General features: G+C 64.7%; 15 protein-coding genes. 5 read left to right on the forward strand and 10 right to left on the reverse strand.

From position 1 onward, the window contains the following. Positions 1-108 precede the first annotated feature (108 nt). The 5 genes from DCM79_RS04205 to DCM79_RS04225 form a co-directional block, all read right to left on the reverse strand. Positions 109-804 carry a response regulator transcription factor gene (locus DCM79_RS04205; RefSeq protein WP_257178777.1) on the reverse strand — a complete coding sequence of 232 codons (696 nt, stop codon included), beginning with the start codon at positions 802-804 and terminating at the stop codon, positions 109-111. Positions 805-916: 112 nt separating this feature from the next. Further along, positions 917-1603 (reverse strand): response regulator transcription factor, encoded by a 687-nt coding sequence (locus tag DCM79_RS04210; protein ID WP_135167195.1) that lies wholly within the window; start codon positions 1601-1603, stop codon positions 917-919. A gap of 113 nt (positions 1604-1716) precedes the next feature. Beyond that, on the reverse strand, positions 1717-2907 hold the full coding sequence (locus DCM79_RS04215; RefSeq protein ID WP_257178778.1) for a c-type cytochrome: 1191 nt from the start codon (positions 2905-2907) through the stop codon (positions 1717-1719). Between the two features lie 140 nt (positions 2908-3047). Then, complete coding sequence (locus DCM79_RS04220) at positions 3048-4763, reverse strand: PQQ-dependent methanol/ethanol family dehydrogenase (RefSeq protein ID WP_257178779.1); 1716 nt, start codon at positions 4761-4763, stop codon at positions 3048-3050. A 260-nt stretch (positions 4764-5023) separates the two neighbouring features. After that, positions 5024-5473, reverse strand: a complete 450-nt coding sequence (locus DCM79_RS04225) for a carbon monoxide dehydrogenase subunit G (protein WP_257178780.1) — start codon at positions 5471-5473, stop codon at positions 5024-5026. 508 nt (positions 5474-5981) lie between these two features. Here DCM79_RS04225 and DCM79_RS04230 point away from each other — a divergent pair. The 5 genes from DCM79_RS04230 to DCM79_RS04250 all read left to right on the forward strand — a co-directional run bounded on the left by DCM79_RS04230 (position 5982) and on the right by DCM79_RS04250 (position 11433). Beyond that, positions 5982-6467 (forward strand): (2Fe-2S)-binding protein, encoded by a 486-nt coding sequence (locus DCM79_RS04230; protein ID WP_028133164.1) that lies wholly within the window; start codon positions 5982-5984, stop codon positions 6465-6467. An 85-nt stretch (positions 6468-6552) separates the two neighbouring features. After that, positions 6553-8895 (forward strand): xanthine dehydrogenase family protein molybdopterin-binding subunit, encoded by a 2343-nt coding sequence (locus DCM79_RS04235; RefSeq protein ID WP_257178782.1) that lies wholly within the window; start codon positions 6553-6555, stop codon positions 8893-8895. Between the two features lie 15 nt (positions 8896-8910). Beyond that, positions 8911-9711, forward strand: a complete 801-nt coding sequence (locus DCM79_RS04240) for a xanthine dehydrogenase family protein subunit M (protein WP_257178783.1) — start codon at positions 8911-8913, stop codon at positions 9709-9711. A gap of 210 nt (positions 9712-9921) precedes the next feature. Continuing rightward, positions 9922-11037 (forward strand): CaiB/BaiF CoA-transferase family protein, encoded by a 1116-nt coding sequence (locus DCM79_RS04245; RefSeq protein WP_257178784.1) that lies wholly within the window; start codon positions 9922-9924, stop codon positions 11035-11037. Positions 11038-11121: 84 nt separating this feature from the next. Continuing rightward, the gene (locus DCM79_RS04250) at positions 11122-11433 is read left to right on the forward strand and encodes a DUF1272 domain-containing protein (protein ID WP_257178785.1); all 312 of its coding nucleotides are present in this window, start codon (positions 11122-11124) and stop codon (positions 11431-11433) included. Between the two features lie 126 nt (positions 11434-11559). On the opposite strand, the gene fahA is transcribed toward DCM79_RS04250, so the two are convergent. From fahA to DCM79_RS04275, 5 genes are all read right to left on the reverse strand, one after another. Beyond that, positions 11560-12831 carry a fumarylacetoacetase gene (gene fahA, locus DCM79_RS04255; RefSeq protein ID WP_257178786.1) on the reverse strand — a complete coding sequence of 424 codons (1272 nt, stop codon included), beginning with the start codon at positions 12829-12831 and terminating at the stop codon, positions 11560-11562. A 141-nt stretch (positions 12832-12972) separates the two neighbouring features. Further along, the gene (gene hmgA, locus DCM79_RS04260) at positions 12973-14319 is read right to left on the reverse strand and encodes a homogentisate 1,2-dioxygenase (RefSeq protein WP_257178787.1); all 1347 of its coding nucleotides are present in this window, start codon (positions 14317-14319) and stop codon (positions 12973-12975) included. A gap of 2 nt (positions 14320-14321) precedes the next feature. Continuing rightward, positions 14322-15278, reverse strand: coding sequence for an MBL fold metallo-hydrolase (locus DCM79_RS04265; RefSeq protein WP_257178788.1), 957 nt, complete (start codon positions 15276-15278; stop codon positions 14322-14324). 24 nt (positions 15279-15302) lie between these two features. Continuing rightward, positions 15303-15527: a DUF2783 domain-containing protein gene (locus DCM79_RS04270; RefSeq protein WP_257178789.1), complete on the reverse strand. Its 225-nt coding sequence runs from the start codon at positions 15525-15527 to the stop codon at positions 15303-15305. Positions 15528-15547: 20 nt separating this feature from the next. Beyond that, entirely contained in the window at positions 15548-17179 is a 1632-nt protein-coding gene (locus DCM79_RS04275) for an FAD-dependent oxidoreductase (protein ID WP_257178790.1), read from the reverse strand. Positions 17180-17251: the final 72 nt, after the last annotated feature.

Below are 17251 nucleotides of genomic sequence, written 5' to 3' on the forward strand. Positions count from 1 at the left end.
CCATGCACAGTAGCGGTAATAAATTACATGCCGCCAATGGCATGACTTGTTTGTCCACTCACCGAGGTAGTGGCACCGGCCTGCGACACGGGACCGGTGAAATCCGCATCACTGCTGATCCGACTGTGCGCGATCGTGCTTGGCCCGATTCCCGTCGCTCGCCAGCGTCGCGAAATCGATTCGGGACATCTCGACGATCGCCTTGGTGCGGCTCACGACGTTCAGCTTGCGCAGGATGTCCGAGACATGGACCTTCACGGTGGTCTCGGAAATCTTCAGCTCATAGGCGATCTGCTTGTTCTGAAGACCGCGCTTGAGCATTTCCAGGACCCGCAATTGCTGCGGCGTCAGGTCATGCAGCCGCTTCAGCAGATCATGGGCCGGACTTGGGGCCCGCTGCGGCCGCAATGCGCGATAGGCATCCGGAAGACAGACGAGACCCTGCAGCGCCTCGCCGATCGACTGGGCCAGTTCCTGCTTGGAGCAGGATTTGAAGATGTAACCGGCGACGCCCAGCGACAGCGCGCCGGAGATGATTCTGGGATCCTGATGTCCCGACACGATGACGACGGGGACCTTCGGGAAGGCCTTGCGGATGCGAACGATGCCTGAGAGGCCGGTCGTGCCCGGCATCGACAGATCAAGCAGCAGGAGATCGAGCTCGGCACCCGCGGACAGCTGCTCCAGCGCTCCGTCGACCGAAGTCGCCTGCAGGATCTCGGCTCCGGGCGCCACCATTTGCAGCGCGCCTTCGAGCGCCTCGCGAAACAACGGATGGTCTTCGACAATCAGAAATCGGGTCACGCGTCAGCCATCCTCAAAACGTTGCCGGATGTCGAGCTTGGTCCGAGACTGTAGCGGCCGGCGCGCGCCGGCTTGATCGAGGTCAACAACGGCAAGACCGATCCAAGGCCGATCATTGCGGCCTGCCGCGGTCGGCCCGCGCATAGGGCCGGTTCCTGGGGTCGGGCAGGTCCATCTTGCCGATCTCGATGATCGCCTTGTTGCGGCTGAACAGACCGAGCTTGCGCAGGATCTCGGTGATGTGCGCCTTGACCGTGGATTCGGCGAGCTGCAGCTCCTGCGCGATCTGCCGGTTCGGGTAGCCGCGGCGCAGCAGGTCCAGAACCCGGATCTGCTGCGGCGTGAGCTCGCGGAGCTTGACCTCGAGGGCCTTGCTGGTCTCGGCCTTGCGCCGCTGCGGCGTCGCCACGAAATCCCGCGGCACCGACACCGATCCTGAGAGCACGCCCTCGATCGAGGCGGCCAGCTCGCGCTTCGACGTCGACTTCGGCAGGTAGCCGGCCGCGCCGAGCGCCAGCGCTTCGCGGACCACGTGCTGGTCCTCCTCGCTCGATACGATGGCGACCGGCAGGCGCGGATAGGTTTCGCGCAAGCGGAGGAAACCGGAGAAGCCGGTCGCATCCGGCAGCGACAGATCGAGCAGCGCAAGGTCGATCCCCTGTTCGGCCGACAGGATGTCCAGCGCGTCCTCGATCGACATCGCCTCCAGGATGCGGGCCTCCGGCAAGGCCAGCCGCACGGCGTTGCCCAGAGCTTCGCGAAACAGCGGATGATCGTCGATGATCAGGAAGCTGGCCATGGCGCCTTCCAAAGGATCCGCCGCACCCGGCGGCGGCAGCGCACCCACCCGTGCCGGTCCGACGCCAGAGAGATGCAACATGGATGCTACCACATCTTGCCCGTCCCGTCCGTTCAGTCGTTCGATTCGACCTGCACCGTCAGCAGGAAGGAATAGATGCTGTCGAACTGGTTGTCGGTGAAGACCTCCTTCCACGCCGGCATGCCCTTGGCCGGTCGCCCGTCATGCACGGTCCTCAGGAAGGTGTCGCGCATGTCGTCGCCGTAGCGGTGACGCAACAACCGCAGGTCGATCTTCCGCTCGCTCTGGATGGCGTCAGGGCCGTGGCAATGCCCACAGGTTCCGTTGAAGATCTCCTTGCCTGCACGCGCAGTCTCCGCATTCGGCGCTGCTGCATCGCCCTTGGTCTCGGTCGCCACTACATTTGCGACCTGTCCTACGGCCGCGCCGGGCCCCGCTCCGGTCGTGGTTCCCGCCGCCACGGCCTCTGCCGTGCCGAAGCGGACCGGCTGCCCGGCCGGCAAGCCGTATTTCACCGCGAGACCGGCGATTGTCGTCTGAAGCGTCGGCAGGATCGCATCGACGCGATCGCGGAGCTCGGTCGATCCCTTCGCGAAGCCGATGGCGGCATCCCATGACAGGCCTTCGCCTTCGGTGAGCCGGATCTGATAGCGATCGTTGTAGACGGTCATGTTCAGCCAGCCGGCGACGGGCCCCCAGATGAAGGCGACGTCCGCCCGGCCCTGGTCGAGCGCCTGCATGGCCTCCTCGGGTGACAGCACGGTCACCTTCCGGATGTCGTCACGCGTCGCGAGCAGGTTTTGCGGCGTGCTGGCGTACTGGACGGCGACGCGCTTGCCTCTGAGGTCGTCCACGCCGCCGATCGCCTGACCTTTCGCGGCGACCAGCGCATAGCCCTCCTTCGCGATGGTGTCGGAGAAGATCACGGCCGGCCCCATGAAATCCTCGGAACGCGGCAAGCCGATCATGGCGTCGCATTGCCTGCCCAGCAGCGTGACCCGCACGGTCCGCTTGCCGAAATAGGATTTGTACCAGTCGTACGTGATCGGTTGGCCGAGCGCCTGCGCCAGCGCCTGGCCGATTTCGACATAGAAGCCCGGCTGCGCCGGATTATCGCTCGAGAACGGCAGATTGGTCGGATCGGCGCACAGGCGGAACGGCTTCGTCTCGTCGGCATGAACGGCCGGGGCCGATGCAATCGTCGCGGAGATTGCGGCCCATGCGAGCCATCCCGCGATACTGTGATGTCGGCGCTTGCCGTTCCCTGGATTGATCGGACGCATCCTCGTCTCCGGCAGTTGGGAATGGGTGGATCAGGCGTTGCGGCGTGGGGTCTGAGCCAAGGTCAGACCGATGCCGTCGCCGCGCGATGTCGAGAAAGCGCGCGCGTATCCCGTCTCCTTCGGGATACGCGCGCGAGTCGTCACTGGACGGAGAACACGAAGAGAGAACCGCCCTCGGGAGCTGCGGCCGTCATCTTCTTCCCAATATCGCCCAGGAACGCAGGTATCGAGGCCGTGCGACCGACGACGATGGCGACGTATTGCTTGCCTCCGACCTCATAGGTCACCGGGCCCGCGCCGATGCCGGAGCCGAGATTTCTGCTCCACAGCACCTTGCCGCTCTTCGCATCGATGGCGCGGAAGTCGCCGTGAAGGTTGCCGGCGAACACCAGGCCGCCGCCGGTGGTCAGCGTGCCGCCGTTGAACGGCAGGTCTTCCTTGATCGACCAGACCTTCTTCTGCGCCACCGGATCCCAGGCCACGAGCTCGCCGAGGAAGCCGCCGGGACCTTCCTTGGTCGGGAATTCGGCGCCGAGATAGAACACGCCGCGCTTGTAGGAGACGTCGGAGACCGACCAGTCCATGCAAACGTTGTTCGAGGGAATGTAGACGAGCCCGGTCTGCGGATTGAAGGACATCGGCTGCCAGTTCTTGCCGCCGATCAGGTTCGGGCAGATGTCCTTGGCGGGATGGCCCGGCCCCGGCCGCTTGTCCGGGTCTTCCACCGCGCGCATGGTGTTGACGTCCCACTTCGTCGCCCAGTTGGAGAAGACGTATTTCTCCGCCGAGAGCACCTTGCCGGTCTCGCGGTTGGCGACGAAGAAGTAGCCGTTGCGATCGGCCTTCATCAGCGCCGGAACATTGTTGCCGCCGATCTTCAGGTCCGCGAGCACGGCCTCGTTGACGCCGTCATAGTCCCAGGCGTCGGCCGGCGTGGTCTGGATGTGCCACTTGATCTTGCCGGTGTTGGGATCGAGCGCGAGCGTCGAAGCGGTGTAGAGGTTGGTCAGCTTGCCGAAATTGCCGTCGCCGGTCGAACGGACGCCGGTGTTCCACGGACCGGGATTGCTGGTGCCCCAATAGACGGTGTCGGTCTTGGGATCGTAGGAGCCGACCAACCAGGCCGCGCCGCCGCCATGCTGGGCGGAATCGCCCTTCCAGGTGTCGCCGCCCGGCTCGTCCGGACTCGGGACCGTGAAGGTCTGCCACAATTGCTTGCCGGTGTTGATGTCGAAGGCCTGCAGCGAGCCGCGCACGCCGTATTCGCCGCCGCCGAACCCGGTGATGACCTTGTCGCGCACGACCAGCGGAGGCGAGGTGATGACCGAGCCCTGCTTGTAATCGACGACCTTGGTGGTCCACAGCGACTTGCCGGTGGCGGCATCGAGCGCCGTCAGCTTGCCGTCGAGACGGCCGACGAAGATCTTGCCGTCCGCATAGGAGACGCCGCGATTGTTCACGTCGCAGCAGGCATATTGCAGCACGTCCTCGGGAATCTCGGGCTCCCAGGTCCATTTGCGCTGCCCGGTCGCGGCATCGAGCGCATAGACGTATTTCGGGCCCCAGGAGCTCGACACGTACAGCGTGTTGCCGATGACGATCGGCGAGGATTCGTTCGAGCGCAGCGACGCCAGCGAGAACGAATAAGCGAGCGTCAGCTTGCCGGCGTTCTCGGTGTTGATCTGCCTGAGCGGGCTGTAGCGCGTATTGGCGTAGTCGTGGCCGGCAACGGCCCACTGGCTTGACTCGGATTGCGCCTTGATCACCGAGTCGTTGGCGCGAACGCCTGAGTTCACGGCGACCAGCACCGCAATCATCGAGATGCCAGCCAAGAATCCCTTCGTTCCAAAGGTCATGTATTCCCTCCACGATGCTGTTGTGCACGCCACGTTGGACGCCGGAGCGCATTGCGCTCGCGATGCGCAGTTGGTCTGCGAACCATCGTTGGAAATTACAGCATCGGCTTCTCGCGCTTAGTATAGGCGGAAGGTAGTAGTGCAAATCAGTGGCGGCTTTCGCCGCTCATCTCATTGTCGCGCCTCGCGTCTTGCCCTTGTTTTGCAGCTCGAAACGCATGATCGGATCGAGGCGGCATCGCGCCGCAATCGCGCATCGGTCACGATGACGGCGCTACCAATGCGGCGAAGTTGTCGAAGAAGCTCGCGGCAAGTTTTCGCGATGTCGACTCGATCAACCGCGCGCCGAGCTGCGCGAGCTTGCCGCCGATCTGCGCGTCGGCTTCGTAATGCAGGATGGTGACGTCCGGCGTCTCTTCGGCGAGCCTGACCTTCGCGCCGCCCTTGGCAAAGCCGGCGACGCCGCCGGCGCCCTCGCCGACGATGCGGTAGCCGTGGGGCGCATCGATATCGGTCAGCGTGACCTTGCCGCTGAACGTCGCCTTCACCGGGCCGACCTTCAGCACGACCGTCGCCGTCATTTCAGTGGGTGATACCATCTCGAGCGATTGGCAGCCGGGAATGCAGCGCCTCAGAATCTCGGGATCGTTGAGCGCAGCCCAGACCTTCGCTTTCGACGCCGGGATGCGCTGGCTGTCGTTCATCTGCATCGTTCCACCCTCCGTTGTGCTTGGTTAGCGCGGATAGGGCGGCACAAGCCGTCGAACAATCGCCAGGAAGGAGGAGGCGAGCGGACGCCGTGTGAGCCGCGGCGCCGCAATGTCCGTCACCTGAAAATATCGCCAGCAAAATCAATTACTTAGATTTCAGCCGCATACTACCAAGATCGCGATTACAAAGCCGCGGGCACGTGCTCCTATTCACGCCAAGGAACAAGACAGCGAGGGGAGAACGACGTGCGACAGGGTTGAACTCGCGCGCGAGCGGCGGTGATACGCGGCATCGACGCTGCGATATCGCCGAGGAGGCGATGCCAAAACTTTCCAGACCTGCCTTGCGGCTGCGCCACGTGTTGGCGACGGCTTGAAGCGTCATGACCGAATCGCGCGCCGCGACGATGACCACTCCGTGACGCCGGATCATCAAAATGCCAGTTGCAAAGTTCCGTTGCGCTGTTTCTAATTAGAACCAATCAAAATCACTTTGGGAGGACTTCAAGTGTCTACAGTCAAACTGACGGTGAACGGCAAGGCCGTTGCCGTCGATGTCGAGGACCGCACGCTGCTGGTCCAACTTCTGCGCGATCACCTCAACCTCACCGGGACCCATGTCGGCTGCGACACCAGCCAGTGCGGAGCCTGCGTGGTCCATATGGATGGCAAGGCGGTGAAATCCTGCACCATGCTGGCGGGCCAAGCCGACGGCGCCACCATCACCACCATCGAGGGCATCGCCAAGGGCGACGAGCTGCACCCGATGCAGGCGGCCTTCCGCGACAATCATGGTCTTCAATGCGGCTATTGCACGCCGGGCATGATCATGTCGGCGATCGACATCGTGCATCGCCATGGTGGTCAGCTCGACGAAGCCACCGTCCGCAGCGAGCTGGAAGGCAATATCTGCCGCTGTACCGGCTACCACAACATCGTCAAGGCCGTGCTGGATGCAGCCGGGCGCATGAAGGTCTCGCAGGCGGCCGAGTAAAGCGGCGCGCCTCGAAAGAAGAATCACCGCCTGCTGCTTTCGAAGGAAAGCGCAGCCATAAAAATTCCGGTCGGGAGGACCAGACATGGGTGTTGAAGGTATCGGCGCGCGCGTCGTGCGCAAGGAAGACAAGCGTTTCATCACCGGCAAGGGCCGCTACGTCGACGACATCAAGCTGACGGGCATGACCCATGCCCATTTCATCCGCAGCCCGCACGCCCACGCCAAGGTGAAGAAGATCGATTCGTCCGCCGCGCTGAAGATGCCGGGCGTGGTCGCGGTGCTCACGGGCCGAGAGATCGTCGACGACAAGGTCGGCAATTTGATCTGCGGCTGGGCCATCACTTCCAAGGACGGCAGCCCGATGAAGATGGGCGCATGGCCGGCGATGGCGCCGGAGACGGTGCGCTTCGTCGGACAGGCCGTCGCGGTCGTGATCGCCGAAAGCAAGAATCTGGCGCGCGATGCCGCGGAAGCGGTCGTCGTCGATTATGAAGAGCTTCCCGCGGTCGCCGACGTCCAGGCCGCGATCAAATCTGGCGCGCCGCAGCTTCATCCCGAAGCGCCCGGCAACCAGGTCTATGACTGGGTGATCGGCGACGAGGGCGCCACCGATGCGGCCTTCGCCAAGGCCGCGAATGTGGTCAAGCTCGACGTCACCAACAACCGCCTCGCCCCCAATGCCATGGAGCCGCGGGCGGCGATCGCCGATTACGACGCGGCGGAAGAGCATTTCACGCTCTACACGACCTCGCAGAACCCGCACGTCGCCCGCCTCGTGCTGTCGGCGTTCTACAATATCGCACCCGAGCACAAGCTGCGCGTGATCGCCCCCGATGTCGGCGGCGGTTTCGGCTCCAAGATCTTCATCTATCCCGAGGAGATGGTGGCGCTGTGGGCCTCCAAGAAGGTCGGCCGTCCCGTGAAATGGACCGGTGACCGCACCGAAGCCTTCCTCACCGACGCGCATGGCCGCGATCATGTCACCCATGCCGAGATGGCGTTCGACGCCCAGAATAAGATTTTGGGCTTCAAGGTGAAGACCTACGCCAATTTCGGCGCCTACATGTCGCTGTTCTCGTCCTCGGTGCCGACCTATCTCTACGCGACGCTGCTGTCGGGCCAGTACAACATCCCGGCGATCCATGCCGAGGTGATCGGGGTCTACACCAATACCACGCCGGTCGACGCCTATCGTGGCGCAGGCCGTCCCGAGGCGAGCTATCTGATCGAACGTTTGATGGAAACGGCGGCGCGGCAGCTTAAGGTCGATCCGGCCGAGCTGCGGCGAGCCAACTTCATCACCCAATTCCCGCACCAGACGCCCGTGATCATGGCGTACGACACCGGCGACTTCAACGCCTCGCTGGATGCCGCGATGAAGGCGATCGACTATGCCGGCTTCCCCGCCCGCAAGGCCAAGGCGAAAGCCGACGGCAAGCTGCGCGGCATCGGCGTGTCCTGCTACATCGAGGCCTGCGGCATCGCGCCGTCGAAGGCGGTCGGCAGCCTGGGTGCCGGCGTCGGCCTGTGGGAATCGGCCGAGGTGCGCGTCAATCCGGTCGGCACCATCGAGATCCTCACGGGGTCGCACAGCCACGGCCAGGGTCACGAGACCACGTTCTGCCAGCTCGTCGCGGAGCGCCTCGGCGTTCCCATCAGCCAGGTCTCGATCGTCCATGGCGACACCGACAAGGTGCAGTTCGGCATGGGCACCTACGGCTCGCGCTCGGCCGCCGTCGGCCTTACCGCGATCCTGAAGGCGATGGAGAAGATGGAATCGAAGGCCAAGAAGATTGCGGCCCATGCGCTGGAAGCTTCCGAGGCCGACATTGTCATCGAGAACGGCGAGTTCAAGGTGACCGGCACCGACAAGGCGATCGCCCTGCCTATGGTCGCGCTCGCGGCCTACACCGCGCACAATCTGCCTGACGGGATGGAGCCGGGCCTGAAGGAGAGCGCCTTCTACGACCCGACCAACTTCACCTTCCCGGCCGGCACCTACATCTGCGAGCTCGAGGTCGATCCCGGCACCGGCAAGACGTCCTTCGTCAACTTCGTCGCGGCCGACGATTTCGGCCGGCTGATCAACCCGATGATCGTCGAGGGCCAGGTCCATGGCGGCCTTGTTCAAGGCATCGGACAGGCCCTGCTCGAGCATGCGATCTACGATGCCAACGGCCAGCCGGTCACGGCTTCGTTCATGGACTACGCCATGCCGCGCGCCGACGACGTGCCCTCCTTCAACCTCTCCCACACCACGACGCTATGCCCGGGCAATCCGTTGGGCATCAAGGGTTGCGGTGAGGCCGGCGCGATCGGGGCGTCAGCGGCCGTGATCAACGCGATCACGGATGCGATCGGCAAGAACAATCTGGAAATGCCCGCGACCCCTGACCGGGTCTGGCGCACGATCCACGCGGCTTAAGAGGGAGCATCAAAGATGTACCAGACCACCTATCATCGCGCCTCCTCGGTCGACGAGGCCGTCAGCCTGTTCGGCAAGAGCAGCGAAGCGAAGTTCCTTGCCGGCGGCCAAACGCTGCTGCCTGTGATGAAGCAGCGCCTCGCAAGCCCCTCCGACGTCATCGACCTCGGCAAGATCAAGGAGCTGCAGGGCGTCGAATTGTCAGGCGACACGCTGACCATCAAGGCCGCCACGACCTATTACGACATCATGACGAATGCCGACGTGAAGAAGGCTATCCCTGCGATCGCCCATCTCACCTCGGTGCTGGGCGACCCTGCCGTACGCTATCGCGGCACGATCGGCGGCTCGATTGCCAACAACGATCCCGCCGCGGACTTCCCGGCCGCGCTGCTGGCCCTCGGTGCCACCGTCAAGACCAACAAGCGGTCGATCGCGGCGGATGATTTCTTCAAGGGCCTGTTCACCACGGCCCTGGAGGACGGCGAGCTCATCACTGCCGTGTCGTTCCCGGTGCCGGCGAAGGCAGGCTACGAGAAGATGCGCCATCCGGCCTCGCGCTTCGCGCTGACCGGGGTGTTCGTGGCCCAGACCAAGGCGGGCGAGGTTCGCGTCGCCGCGACCGGCGCCTCGCAGAGTGGCGTGATGCGGGTCCCCGCCATCGAAGCCGCGCTGAAGGCGAACTGGTCGCCGTCGGCGGTCGACGGCGTCAGTATCTCGGCCAACGGATTGCTGGCCGACATCCACGGCTCGGCGGATTATCGCGCCAATCTCATCAAGGTGATGGCGCAACGCGCGGTGGCCGCTGCGCGCTGACAGTTTCGATTTAGCGTCTCGACACAAATTTTCCGCGGCGCGCACTTCGGTGCGCGCCGTTTTATTTTGACCATGCGGCATGAAAACCGCTTGCCTCGCTGGCGCGAAGGCGAGAAAAGTTAATCGGCCGATTAACTCGCTCAACAGAAGAAACGTCAGAGGCGATTGCCGCATCAGGCGCATGCGCCCGCGACCCGAGGAAACAACAACGTGCTCGACAAACCAGCCCCCACCTCGACCGTTCACAGCTCCGGCCCGCTCTCGGGCTTCCGCATCGTCGAATTCGCCGGCATCGGGCCCGGCCCGTTCGCCTGCATGATGCTGGCGGACATGGGCGCCGACGTCGTCACGCTCGACCGCGTCGGTGCGAAGAAGAACATGAAGTCGGTGGCGGGTCGCGGCCGCAAGGTGATCGAGCTCGACCTCAAGGACAAGGCGGCGATCGCGCAAGTGCTCGATCTGCTCGCGAGCGCCGATGCGCTGGTCGAGGGTTTTCGGCCCGGCGTGATGGAGCGACTCGGCCTTGGGCCGGACGTCGTGCTCGCGCGCAACCCCAAGCTGGTTTATGGCCGCATGACCGGCTGGGGCCAGGAAGGCCCGCTCGCCAACGCTGCCGGCCACGACATCAATTACATCTCGATCACCGGCGCACTCGCCGCCATCGGCACGAAGGAAGCGCCGGTGCCGCCGCTCAATCTGGTCGGCGATTTCGGCGGCGGCGCGCTCTATCTCGTCGTCGGCGTTCTCGCCGCGCTGCTGGACGCGCAGAGATCAGGCAAGGGCCAGGTCGTCGACGCCGCGATGTGCGACGGCGCGGCCTCGCTGATGTCGTTCTTCTTCGACATGACCAATATGGGGCGCTGGACCGAGGGGCGCGACCAGAACTTCCTCGACGGCGGCGCGCATTTCTACGGCGTCTATGAATGCGCCTGCGGTCATTTCATCTCAATCGGCTCGATCGAGCCGCAATTCTACGCGCTGCTGCGCCAGCATGCCGGCCTGACCGACGCCGATTTCGACGCGCAGATGAACCCCAAGGCGTGGCCGGCGCTGAAGGAGAAGCTCAAGGCGGTGTTCAAGAGCAAGACGCGCGAGGATTGGTGCAAGATCATGGAAGGCACCGACATCTGCTTCGCGCCGGTGCTGACCATGTCGGAGGCGACAAGGCATCCGCACATGGTCGCCCGCAACGTGTTCATCGAGCGCCACGGCGTGAAGCAGCCCGGTCCCGCACCGCGCTTCTCGCGCACGCCCTCGGCGGTGCGCGAGCCGGAGCCGGCGGAGATCGCCGCGGTGACGACGGCCTGGAAGACGGGACGCTCCTGAGGGTCCGGCGGAAATCGAGGGAACTACGTCATTCGCGATCTCCGCGCGATCTGCGATGATCGCGGTCGATCCCGGAGATTTGCCATGGCCCTCCAGCTTCGGCCGAATTGCGAATATTGCGACCGCGACCTGCCGCCAACCGCGACGGACGCCCGGATCTGCTCCTACGAATGCACGTTCTGCGCGGACTGCGTCGAGACCAAGCTGTCCAACGTCTGCCCGAATTGTGGCGGCGGCTTTGCGCCGCGCCCGATCAGACCGACGCAGGAATGGCGGCCGGGCGTCTGCACCGCGAAGCAGGCGCCGTCCGACAAGCGGGTGCATCTGAAATACAGCCTCAAGGACGTCGCCGCGCATTGCGCGCGCATCAAGGACGTGCCGCCGGAGAGACGATAGGTCTCGTAGGGTGGGCAAAGGCGCTCTTGCGCCGTGCCCACGTGACAGACAGCGTGGGCACGCATCCGACTTCGCTCTTCGAGCGAAGCGGAGGCTTTGCCCACCCTACGAGACCTCGCGCGCGGCCTACTCCGCCGGCAGAATCGTCCCCTCGACCTCGCCGAAGCCGACGCGGTAGCCGTTGCCCTGGCACCAGCCGCGCATGATGAGGCTGTCGCCGTCCTCCAGGAACGAGCGCTTGGTGCCGCCGGGAAGCTCGACCGGCTCGGTGCCGTTCCAGCTGATCTCGAGCAGGCTGCCGCGCTGGTTCTTCTCCGGGCCGGAGATGGTGCCGCTGCCGAGGAGATCGCCAACATTCATGGCGCAGCCTGAGGAGGCGTGGTGCATCAGCTGCTGCACCGAGGACCAGTACATGTACTTGAAATTGGTGTGGCTGATGCTGGCGGGCGCGTTGGCGCCGGCGGCGCGCAAGGCGACGTCGAGCTCGACATCGTAATTCTGCGGCTTGCTCTGCTTGAGATAATCGAGCGGCACCGGCTCCTGCTCCGGTCCCTTCAGCCGGAACGGCTCCAGCGCCTCGCGCGTCACCACCCAGGGGCTGATCGAGGTCGCGAAGGCCTTGGCGAGGAACGGGCCGAGCGGCACATATTCCCATTGCTGGATGTCGCGCGCGCTCCAGTCGTTGAGCAGCACGAAGCCGAAGATCATCTCCTCCGCCTGTTGCTCGCCAAGCATGCCGCCCATCGGCGAGGGCTGGCCGATCACGACGCCCATCTCCAGCTCGAAATCGAGCCGCTTGCACGGCGCAAAGCTCGGCACCTCCACATTGGGCGGTTTCAGCTGCCCGCGCGGGCGCTTCACCTGGGTGCCGGAGACCACGACCGTCGATGCGCGGCCGTTATAGGCGATCGGCATATGCAGCCAGTTCGGTTGCAGGGCGTTGTCCTTGCCGCGGAACATCACCCCGACATTGGTGGCGTGCTCCCTGGAGGAATAGAAATCTGTGTAGCCGGAGACGGCGAACGGCAGATGCAGCCTGGCATCGGCCATCGGCACCAACGCCTGCTTGCGCAGCTCCTCGTTGTCGCGCAGCTCCGGATGATCGTGGCGCAACAGCTCGCTGATCCGTGCCCGCGTCCTGGCCCAGACCTTCGGCCCCAGCGCCATGAAGGGGTTGAGCGACGCCCCGGAGAACACGCCGAGCGGACCGACGTCGAGCCGGGAATCCTGCTCGAGCACCCAGAGATCGAGCACGTAATCGCCGATCGCGACGCCGACGCGCGGGGTCGGATTGGCCGCGGTCGAGAACACGCCGTAGGGCAGGTTCTGGATCGGGAAGTCGGACGAAGGATCGACCTCGATGAAGGAGCGGAGGCTGGGGTCGTTGGGGTGGGGCATGGGTTTCCTGCCGGATATCTTCTGACGGTTTCTCCACCGTCATTCCGGGGCGCGCGGAGCGCGAGCCCGGAATCCATACTCACGATCGTGGCTATGGATTCCGGGCCTGCGCCTTCGGCGCATCCCGGAATGACGCAGTAACTACGGCTTGCTCGGATCGAACTTCTTCTCCAGGCCCTTCCAGCAATCCGCATAATCGTCCTGCAGCGTGGACGCGTTGGCCGCATGCGCGGTGACGCGCTGCGGGAAGCGGGTCTCGAACATGAAGGCCATGGTGCCGGTCAGCTTCACCGGCTTCAATTCGCCATTGCTGGCGTGCTCGAAGGCGTCGCGGTCGGGGCCGTGCGGCAGCATGCAATTGTGCAGGCTCATGCCACCGGGGACGAAGCCTTGCGGCTTGGCGTCGTAGACGCCGTAGATCAGGCCCATGAACTCGCTCATGATGTTCATGTGGTACCAGGGCGGGCGGAAGGTGTTGTCGGCCACCATCCAGCGCTCAGGGAAGATCACGAAGTCGATGTTCGCGGTGCCCGCGGTCTCCGACGGCGAGGTCAGCACCGTGAAGATCGAGGGATCGGGATGATCGAAGCCGATCGCGCCGACCGGCGAGAAGGTACGCAGATCATATTTGTAAGGCGCGTAATTGCCGTGCCAGGCGACGACGTCGATCGGCGAATGCGGCAATTGCGTCCTGAACAGCGAACCGCCCCATTTCACGAACAGCTCGGTCGGCGTGTCCTTGTCCTCGTAATGCGCGACCGGCGTGAGGAAATCGCGCGCATTGGCGAGGCAATTGGCGCCGATCGGGCCGCGCTCCGGCAGCGTCAACGCACCGCCGTAATTCTCGCAGAGATAGCCGCGCGCCGGGCCGTTCGGAATCTCGACGCGGAACTTGACGCCGCGCGGGATCACCACGATCTCGCCGGGCTCGGCATCGATGCGGCCGAACTCGGTGACGAGCCGAAGATTGCCCTGCTGCAGCACGAACATCAGCTCGCCGTCGGCATTGTAGAAATGCTGGTCCACCATCGACTTGGTGATGAGGTAGACATGCGCGGCCATGCCGGCCTGCGTGTTGACATCGCCGGCGGTTGTCATGGTCTGCACGCCCTGCACGAAGGTGACGTCCTCCTTCGGCAGCGGTGTCGGATCCCAGCGCAGCTGCGCGATCGGCAAATCGTATTCGTGGCACGGCGCCGAGCGCCACAGCCCGGCATCGACCTTCTCGAACCGTCCGGAATGCTTCACCGAGGGGCGGATGCGGTAGAGCCAGGAGCGCTCGTTGCTGCCGCGCGGCGCGGTGAAGGGCGAGCCGGACAATTGCTCGGCATAGAGCCCGTAGGCGCAGCGCTGCGGCGAGTTGCGTCCGATCGGCAGCGCGCCGGGCAGCGCCTCGGTCTCAAAGCTGTTGCCGAAGCCGGACATGTAGCCCGGCGTCACCTGCGCCGAGCTGCGGATGATCTGATCGGGCGAGGCGTTGATGTTCATGACTATCCTCCTCCTTGCAGGGCGGCCCACATCTCCTGGTCGCGCTTGTCGGTCCAGATCACGGGATCGTCGATCCCCGACGCCTCGTCATAGGCGCGCGACACGTTGAACGGCAGGCAGTGCTCGTAGATGGCGAAGCTGGAGAACTTCGGATCCATCACCTCGCGCGTCGCCGCCATCGATTCCTTCAAGCTGCGGCCCCTGGCGACGGAGATCTCGGCGGCGCCGTAGAGCGAGGTGACGAAATCGCGCGTCATCGCGATGGCCTCGCGCACCGTGGCGGTGCCCTTCAGCGCGTCGCCGCGGCCCGGCGCGATGGCCTTGGGATTGAAGTTCCGGATTTCGTTCAGCGTCATCGGCCATTCGCGCAAATGCGCATCGCCGCAATAGCAGGCCGAGTGATATTCGATCAGGTCGCCGGAGAACATGACCTCGGCATCCGGCACCCAGGCGACGATGTCGCCCGAGGTGTGGCCGGCTCCGAGCTGCATCAGCCGCACCTCGCGCTTGCCGAGAAAGATCGACATCTCGCCCTCGAAGGTCAGCGTCGGCCAGGTCAGGCCGGGGATGCTCTGCGCGTCCTGGAACAGACGCGGGAAGCGGCCGTATTCGGAATCCCAGTCCTGCTTGCCGCGCTCGGCGATCAGCCGATAGGTCTCCTGCGAGGCGACGATGCCCTGCGCCTTGTAGGCCGAGGCCCCCAGCACCCGCACGGCGTGATAATGCGACAGCACGACATATTTGATCGGCTTGTCGGTGACGGCACGCACGCGCTCGATCACCTTGTTCGCCATCGCCGGCGTCGCCTGCGCGTCGAACACCAGGCAGCCGTCGTCGCCGACGATGACGGCGGTGTTCGGGTCGCCCTCGGCGGTAAAGGCATAGAGATCGGTGCCGATCTCGGAGAAGGTGATCTTCTTCTCGGTGAGATCGCCGGTGGATGCGAAGTTCTTCGCCATCAATTCGTCCTTTGAGTCCTGAGGTTATTGCTGCTGTTGTTGCTGCTGCTGGCCGTCGATCATGCGGCGCTTGGCGAGCCCGATCGCCTCGCGCAGCACGTCGATGTCGCCGATATGGTTGGCGAGGACCAGCACCAGCGCCGCGTCGAGATCGGCGCTCTGCTCCTCGGTGAGCCCGCGATGCGCTTCGACGACGGCGCGAAAGGCATCGTCAGGCCGCGCGAAATTGGAGTCGGTGGAGAGCGGCATGCAAACCTCGATTCAAGCTGTCAATTCAAACCTTGAGCGCGCGACAGCGCTGCAGCGACGGCTTCGCGTGTGGGATGACGGAAGCGCGCCGTGACGTAGCCGTCGGGCCTGAGCAGATAGGCCGTGCCGGGCCCAGCATCATAGCGCTTGGCGACGAGGCCGGAGGGATCGGCAAGCCCGCCCTGACCGCCGATCCGGATCGCCTTGACGCCGGCGGGCGGATCAATCGCGGCGCCATTGCTGAACGACAGCAGGGTGAAGTCCGTTCCACCCTTGCGGAATGCATCCGTCAGGTAGGCCTGCCCGGCGATCGGCGCATCGAGCATGGAGCAGCCGGGAGGCGGCCCGCCGTGCCAGGCATCGGCATCCGGCGACGACAACGGGGAGTCGTAGCTGCACGGCACCGACAGCCGGCCGCCATTGACCATGCGCTTGCCGAACTCGGTCTCCTTGGCGAGCGACAGCACGGCCTTGCGCAGCCGCGCTTCCTGATGCGAGTTCGGCGCCATGAAGTCGGTGGAGCGGGTCGATTGGCGGATGTTCTCGTCGGCCGCCATGCTGCGCTCGGCATGATAGCTTTCGAGCAGGCTCGCCGGCGACGTGCCGCGCAGCACGCGGTCGAGCTTCCACGAGAGATTTTCCGCGTCCTCGAGCCCGGAATTGGCGCCCCGCGCGCCGAACGGCGAGACCTGGTGCGCGGAATCGCCGGCGAAGATCACCCGGCCGTGGATGAAGCGGTCCATCCGCCGGCACTGGAATTTGTAGAGCGAGATCCACTCGAACTCGAACTTGTCGTGGCCCAGCATGCGCGTGATCCGCGGCCGCACGTTCTCGGGCTTCTTTTCGACCACGGGATCGGCGTAGCGATTGAGCTGGAGATCGATGCGCCAGACGTCGTCGGGCTGCTTGTGCAGCAGCGCGGAGCGGCCGGCATGGAACGGCGGATCGAACCAGAACCAGCGCTCGGTCGGGAATTCCGCTGTCATCTTGACGTCGGCGATCAGGAACTGGTCCTCGAACACCTGCCCCGCGAACTCGGCGCCGACCATCTGCCGCAGCGAGGACCGCGCGCCGTCGCAGGCGATCACATACAGCGCATGCAGGCGATAGGCGCCCTCCGGCGTCTCGATCGTCAGCGCCACGCCGTCGTTGCGCTGCTCCAGCGCCGTCACCTTGTTGCGCCAGCGCAGGTCGACCTCGGGAAGCTCGCTGACGCGATCGACCAGATAAGCCTCGGCGTAATATTGCTGCAGGTTGATGAAGGCCGGCCGCTTGTGGCCGTCTTCGGGCAGGAGGTTGAACTGGTAGAGCTGGGACTCCCCGTGAAAGATGCGGCCGACGCTCCACACCACGCCCTTGGCGACCATGCGGTCGCCGACGCCGAGCCGGTCCCAATATTCCAGCGACCGCTTCGAGAAGCAGATCGCGCGCGAGCCCTCGCCGATTCGGTCGGCGTCATCCAGCAGGACGACGCGCTGGCCGCGCTGGGCCAGATCGATCGCAAGCGACAGCCCAACCGGGCCGGCGCCGACAACCACGACCGGATGCTCGGCCGGGCTTTGGCTGGCGCGGTCCTGATCGGGATGGCGGCGATAGCCGAACTGGGCTTTCGCCGGATGCGCCTTGACCTCAAATGTCCTGGCCTGCGCCATACACGAACCTCGGCTCTGGTCAGAAGGGGACCAATCTGCTAGATAGTCTCACGTGCAACTATTTTGGACCGG

The sequence above is a fragment of the Bradyrhizobium sp. WBOS07 genome (assembly GCF_024585165.1).
In the GTDB taxonomy this organism is placed as follows: domain Bacteria; phylum Pseudomonadota; class Alphaproteobacteria; order Rhizobiales; family Xanthobacteraceae; genus Bradyrhizobium; species Bradyrhizobium japonicum_B.

Excerpts from the sequence above, each read along its gene's own strand:
- hmgA (WP_257178787.1), bottom strand. The coding sequence starts at position 14,319 with ATGAACATCAACGCCTCGCCCGATCAGATCATCCGCAGCTCGGCGCAG.
- DCM79_RS04215 (WP_257178778.1), bottom strand. The coding sequence starts at position 2,907 with ATGCGTCCGATCAATCCAGGGAACGGCAAGCGCCGACATCACAGTATC.
- DCM79_RS04235 (WP_257178782.1), top strand. The coding sequence starts at position 6,553 with ATGGGTGTTGAAGGTATCGGCGCGCGCGTCGTGCGCAAGGAAGACAAG.
- DCM79_RS04240 (WP_257178783.1), top strand. The coding sequence starts at position 8,911 with ATGTACCAGACCACCTATCATCGCGCCTCCTCGGTCGACGAGGCCGTC.
- fahA (WP_257178786.1), bottom strand. The coding sequence starts at position 12,831 with ATGCCCCACCCCAACGACCCCAGCCTCCGCTCCTTCATCGAGGTCGAT.
- DCM79_RS04275 (WP_257178790.1), bottom strand. The coding sequence starts at position 17,179 with ATGGCGCAGGCCAGGACATTTGAGGTCAAGGCGCATCCGGCGAAAGCC.
- DCM79_RS04210 (WP_135167195.1), bottom strand. The coding sequence starts at position 1,603 with ATGGCCAGCTTCCTGATCATCGACGATCATCCGCTGTTTCGCGAAGCT.
- DCM79_RS04270 (WP_257178789.1), bottom strand. The coding sequence starts at position 15,527 with ATGCCGCTCTCCACCGACTCCAATTTCGCGCGGCCTGACGATGCCTTT.
- DCM79_RS04250 (WP_257178785.1), top strand. The coding sequence starts at position 11,122 with ATGGCCCTCCAGCTTCGGCCGAATTGCGAATATTGCGACCGCGACCTG.
- DCM79_RS04265 (WP_257178788.1), bottom strand. The coding sequence starts at position 15,278 with ATGGCGAAGAACTTCGCATCCACCGGCGATCTCACCGAGAAGAAGATC.
- DCM79_RS04225 (WP_257178780.1), bottom strand. The coding sequence starts at position 5,473 with ATGCAGATGAACGACAGCCAGCGCATCCCGGCGTCGAAAGCGAAGGTC.
- DCM79_RS04220 (WP_257178779.1), bottom strand. The coding sequence starts at position 4,763 with ATGACCTTTGGAACGAAGGGATTCTTGGCTGGCATCTCGATGATTGCG.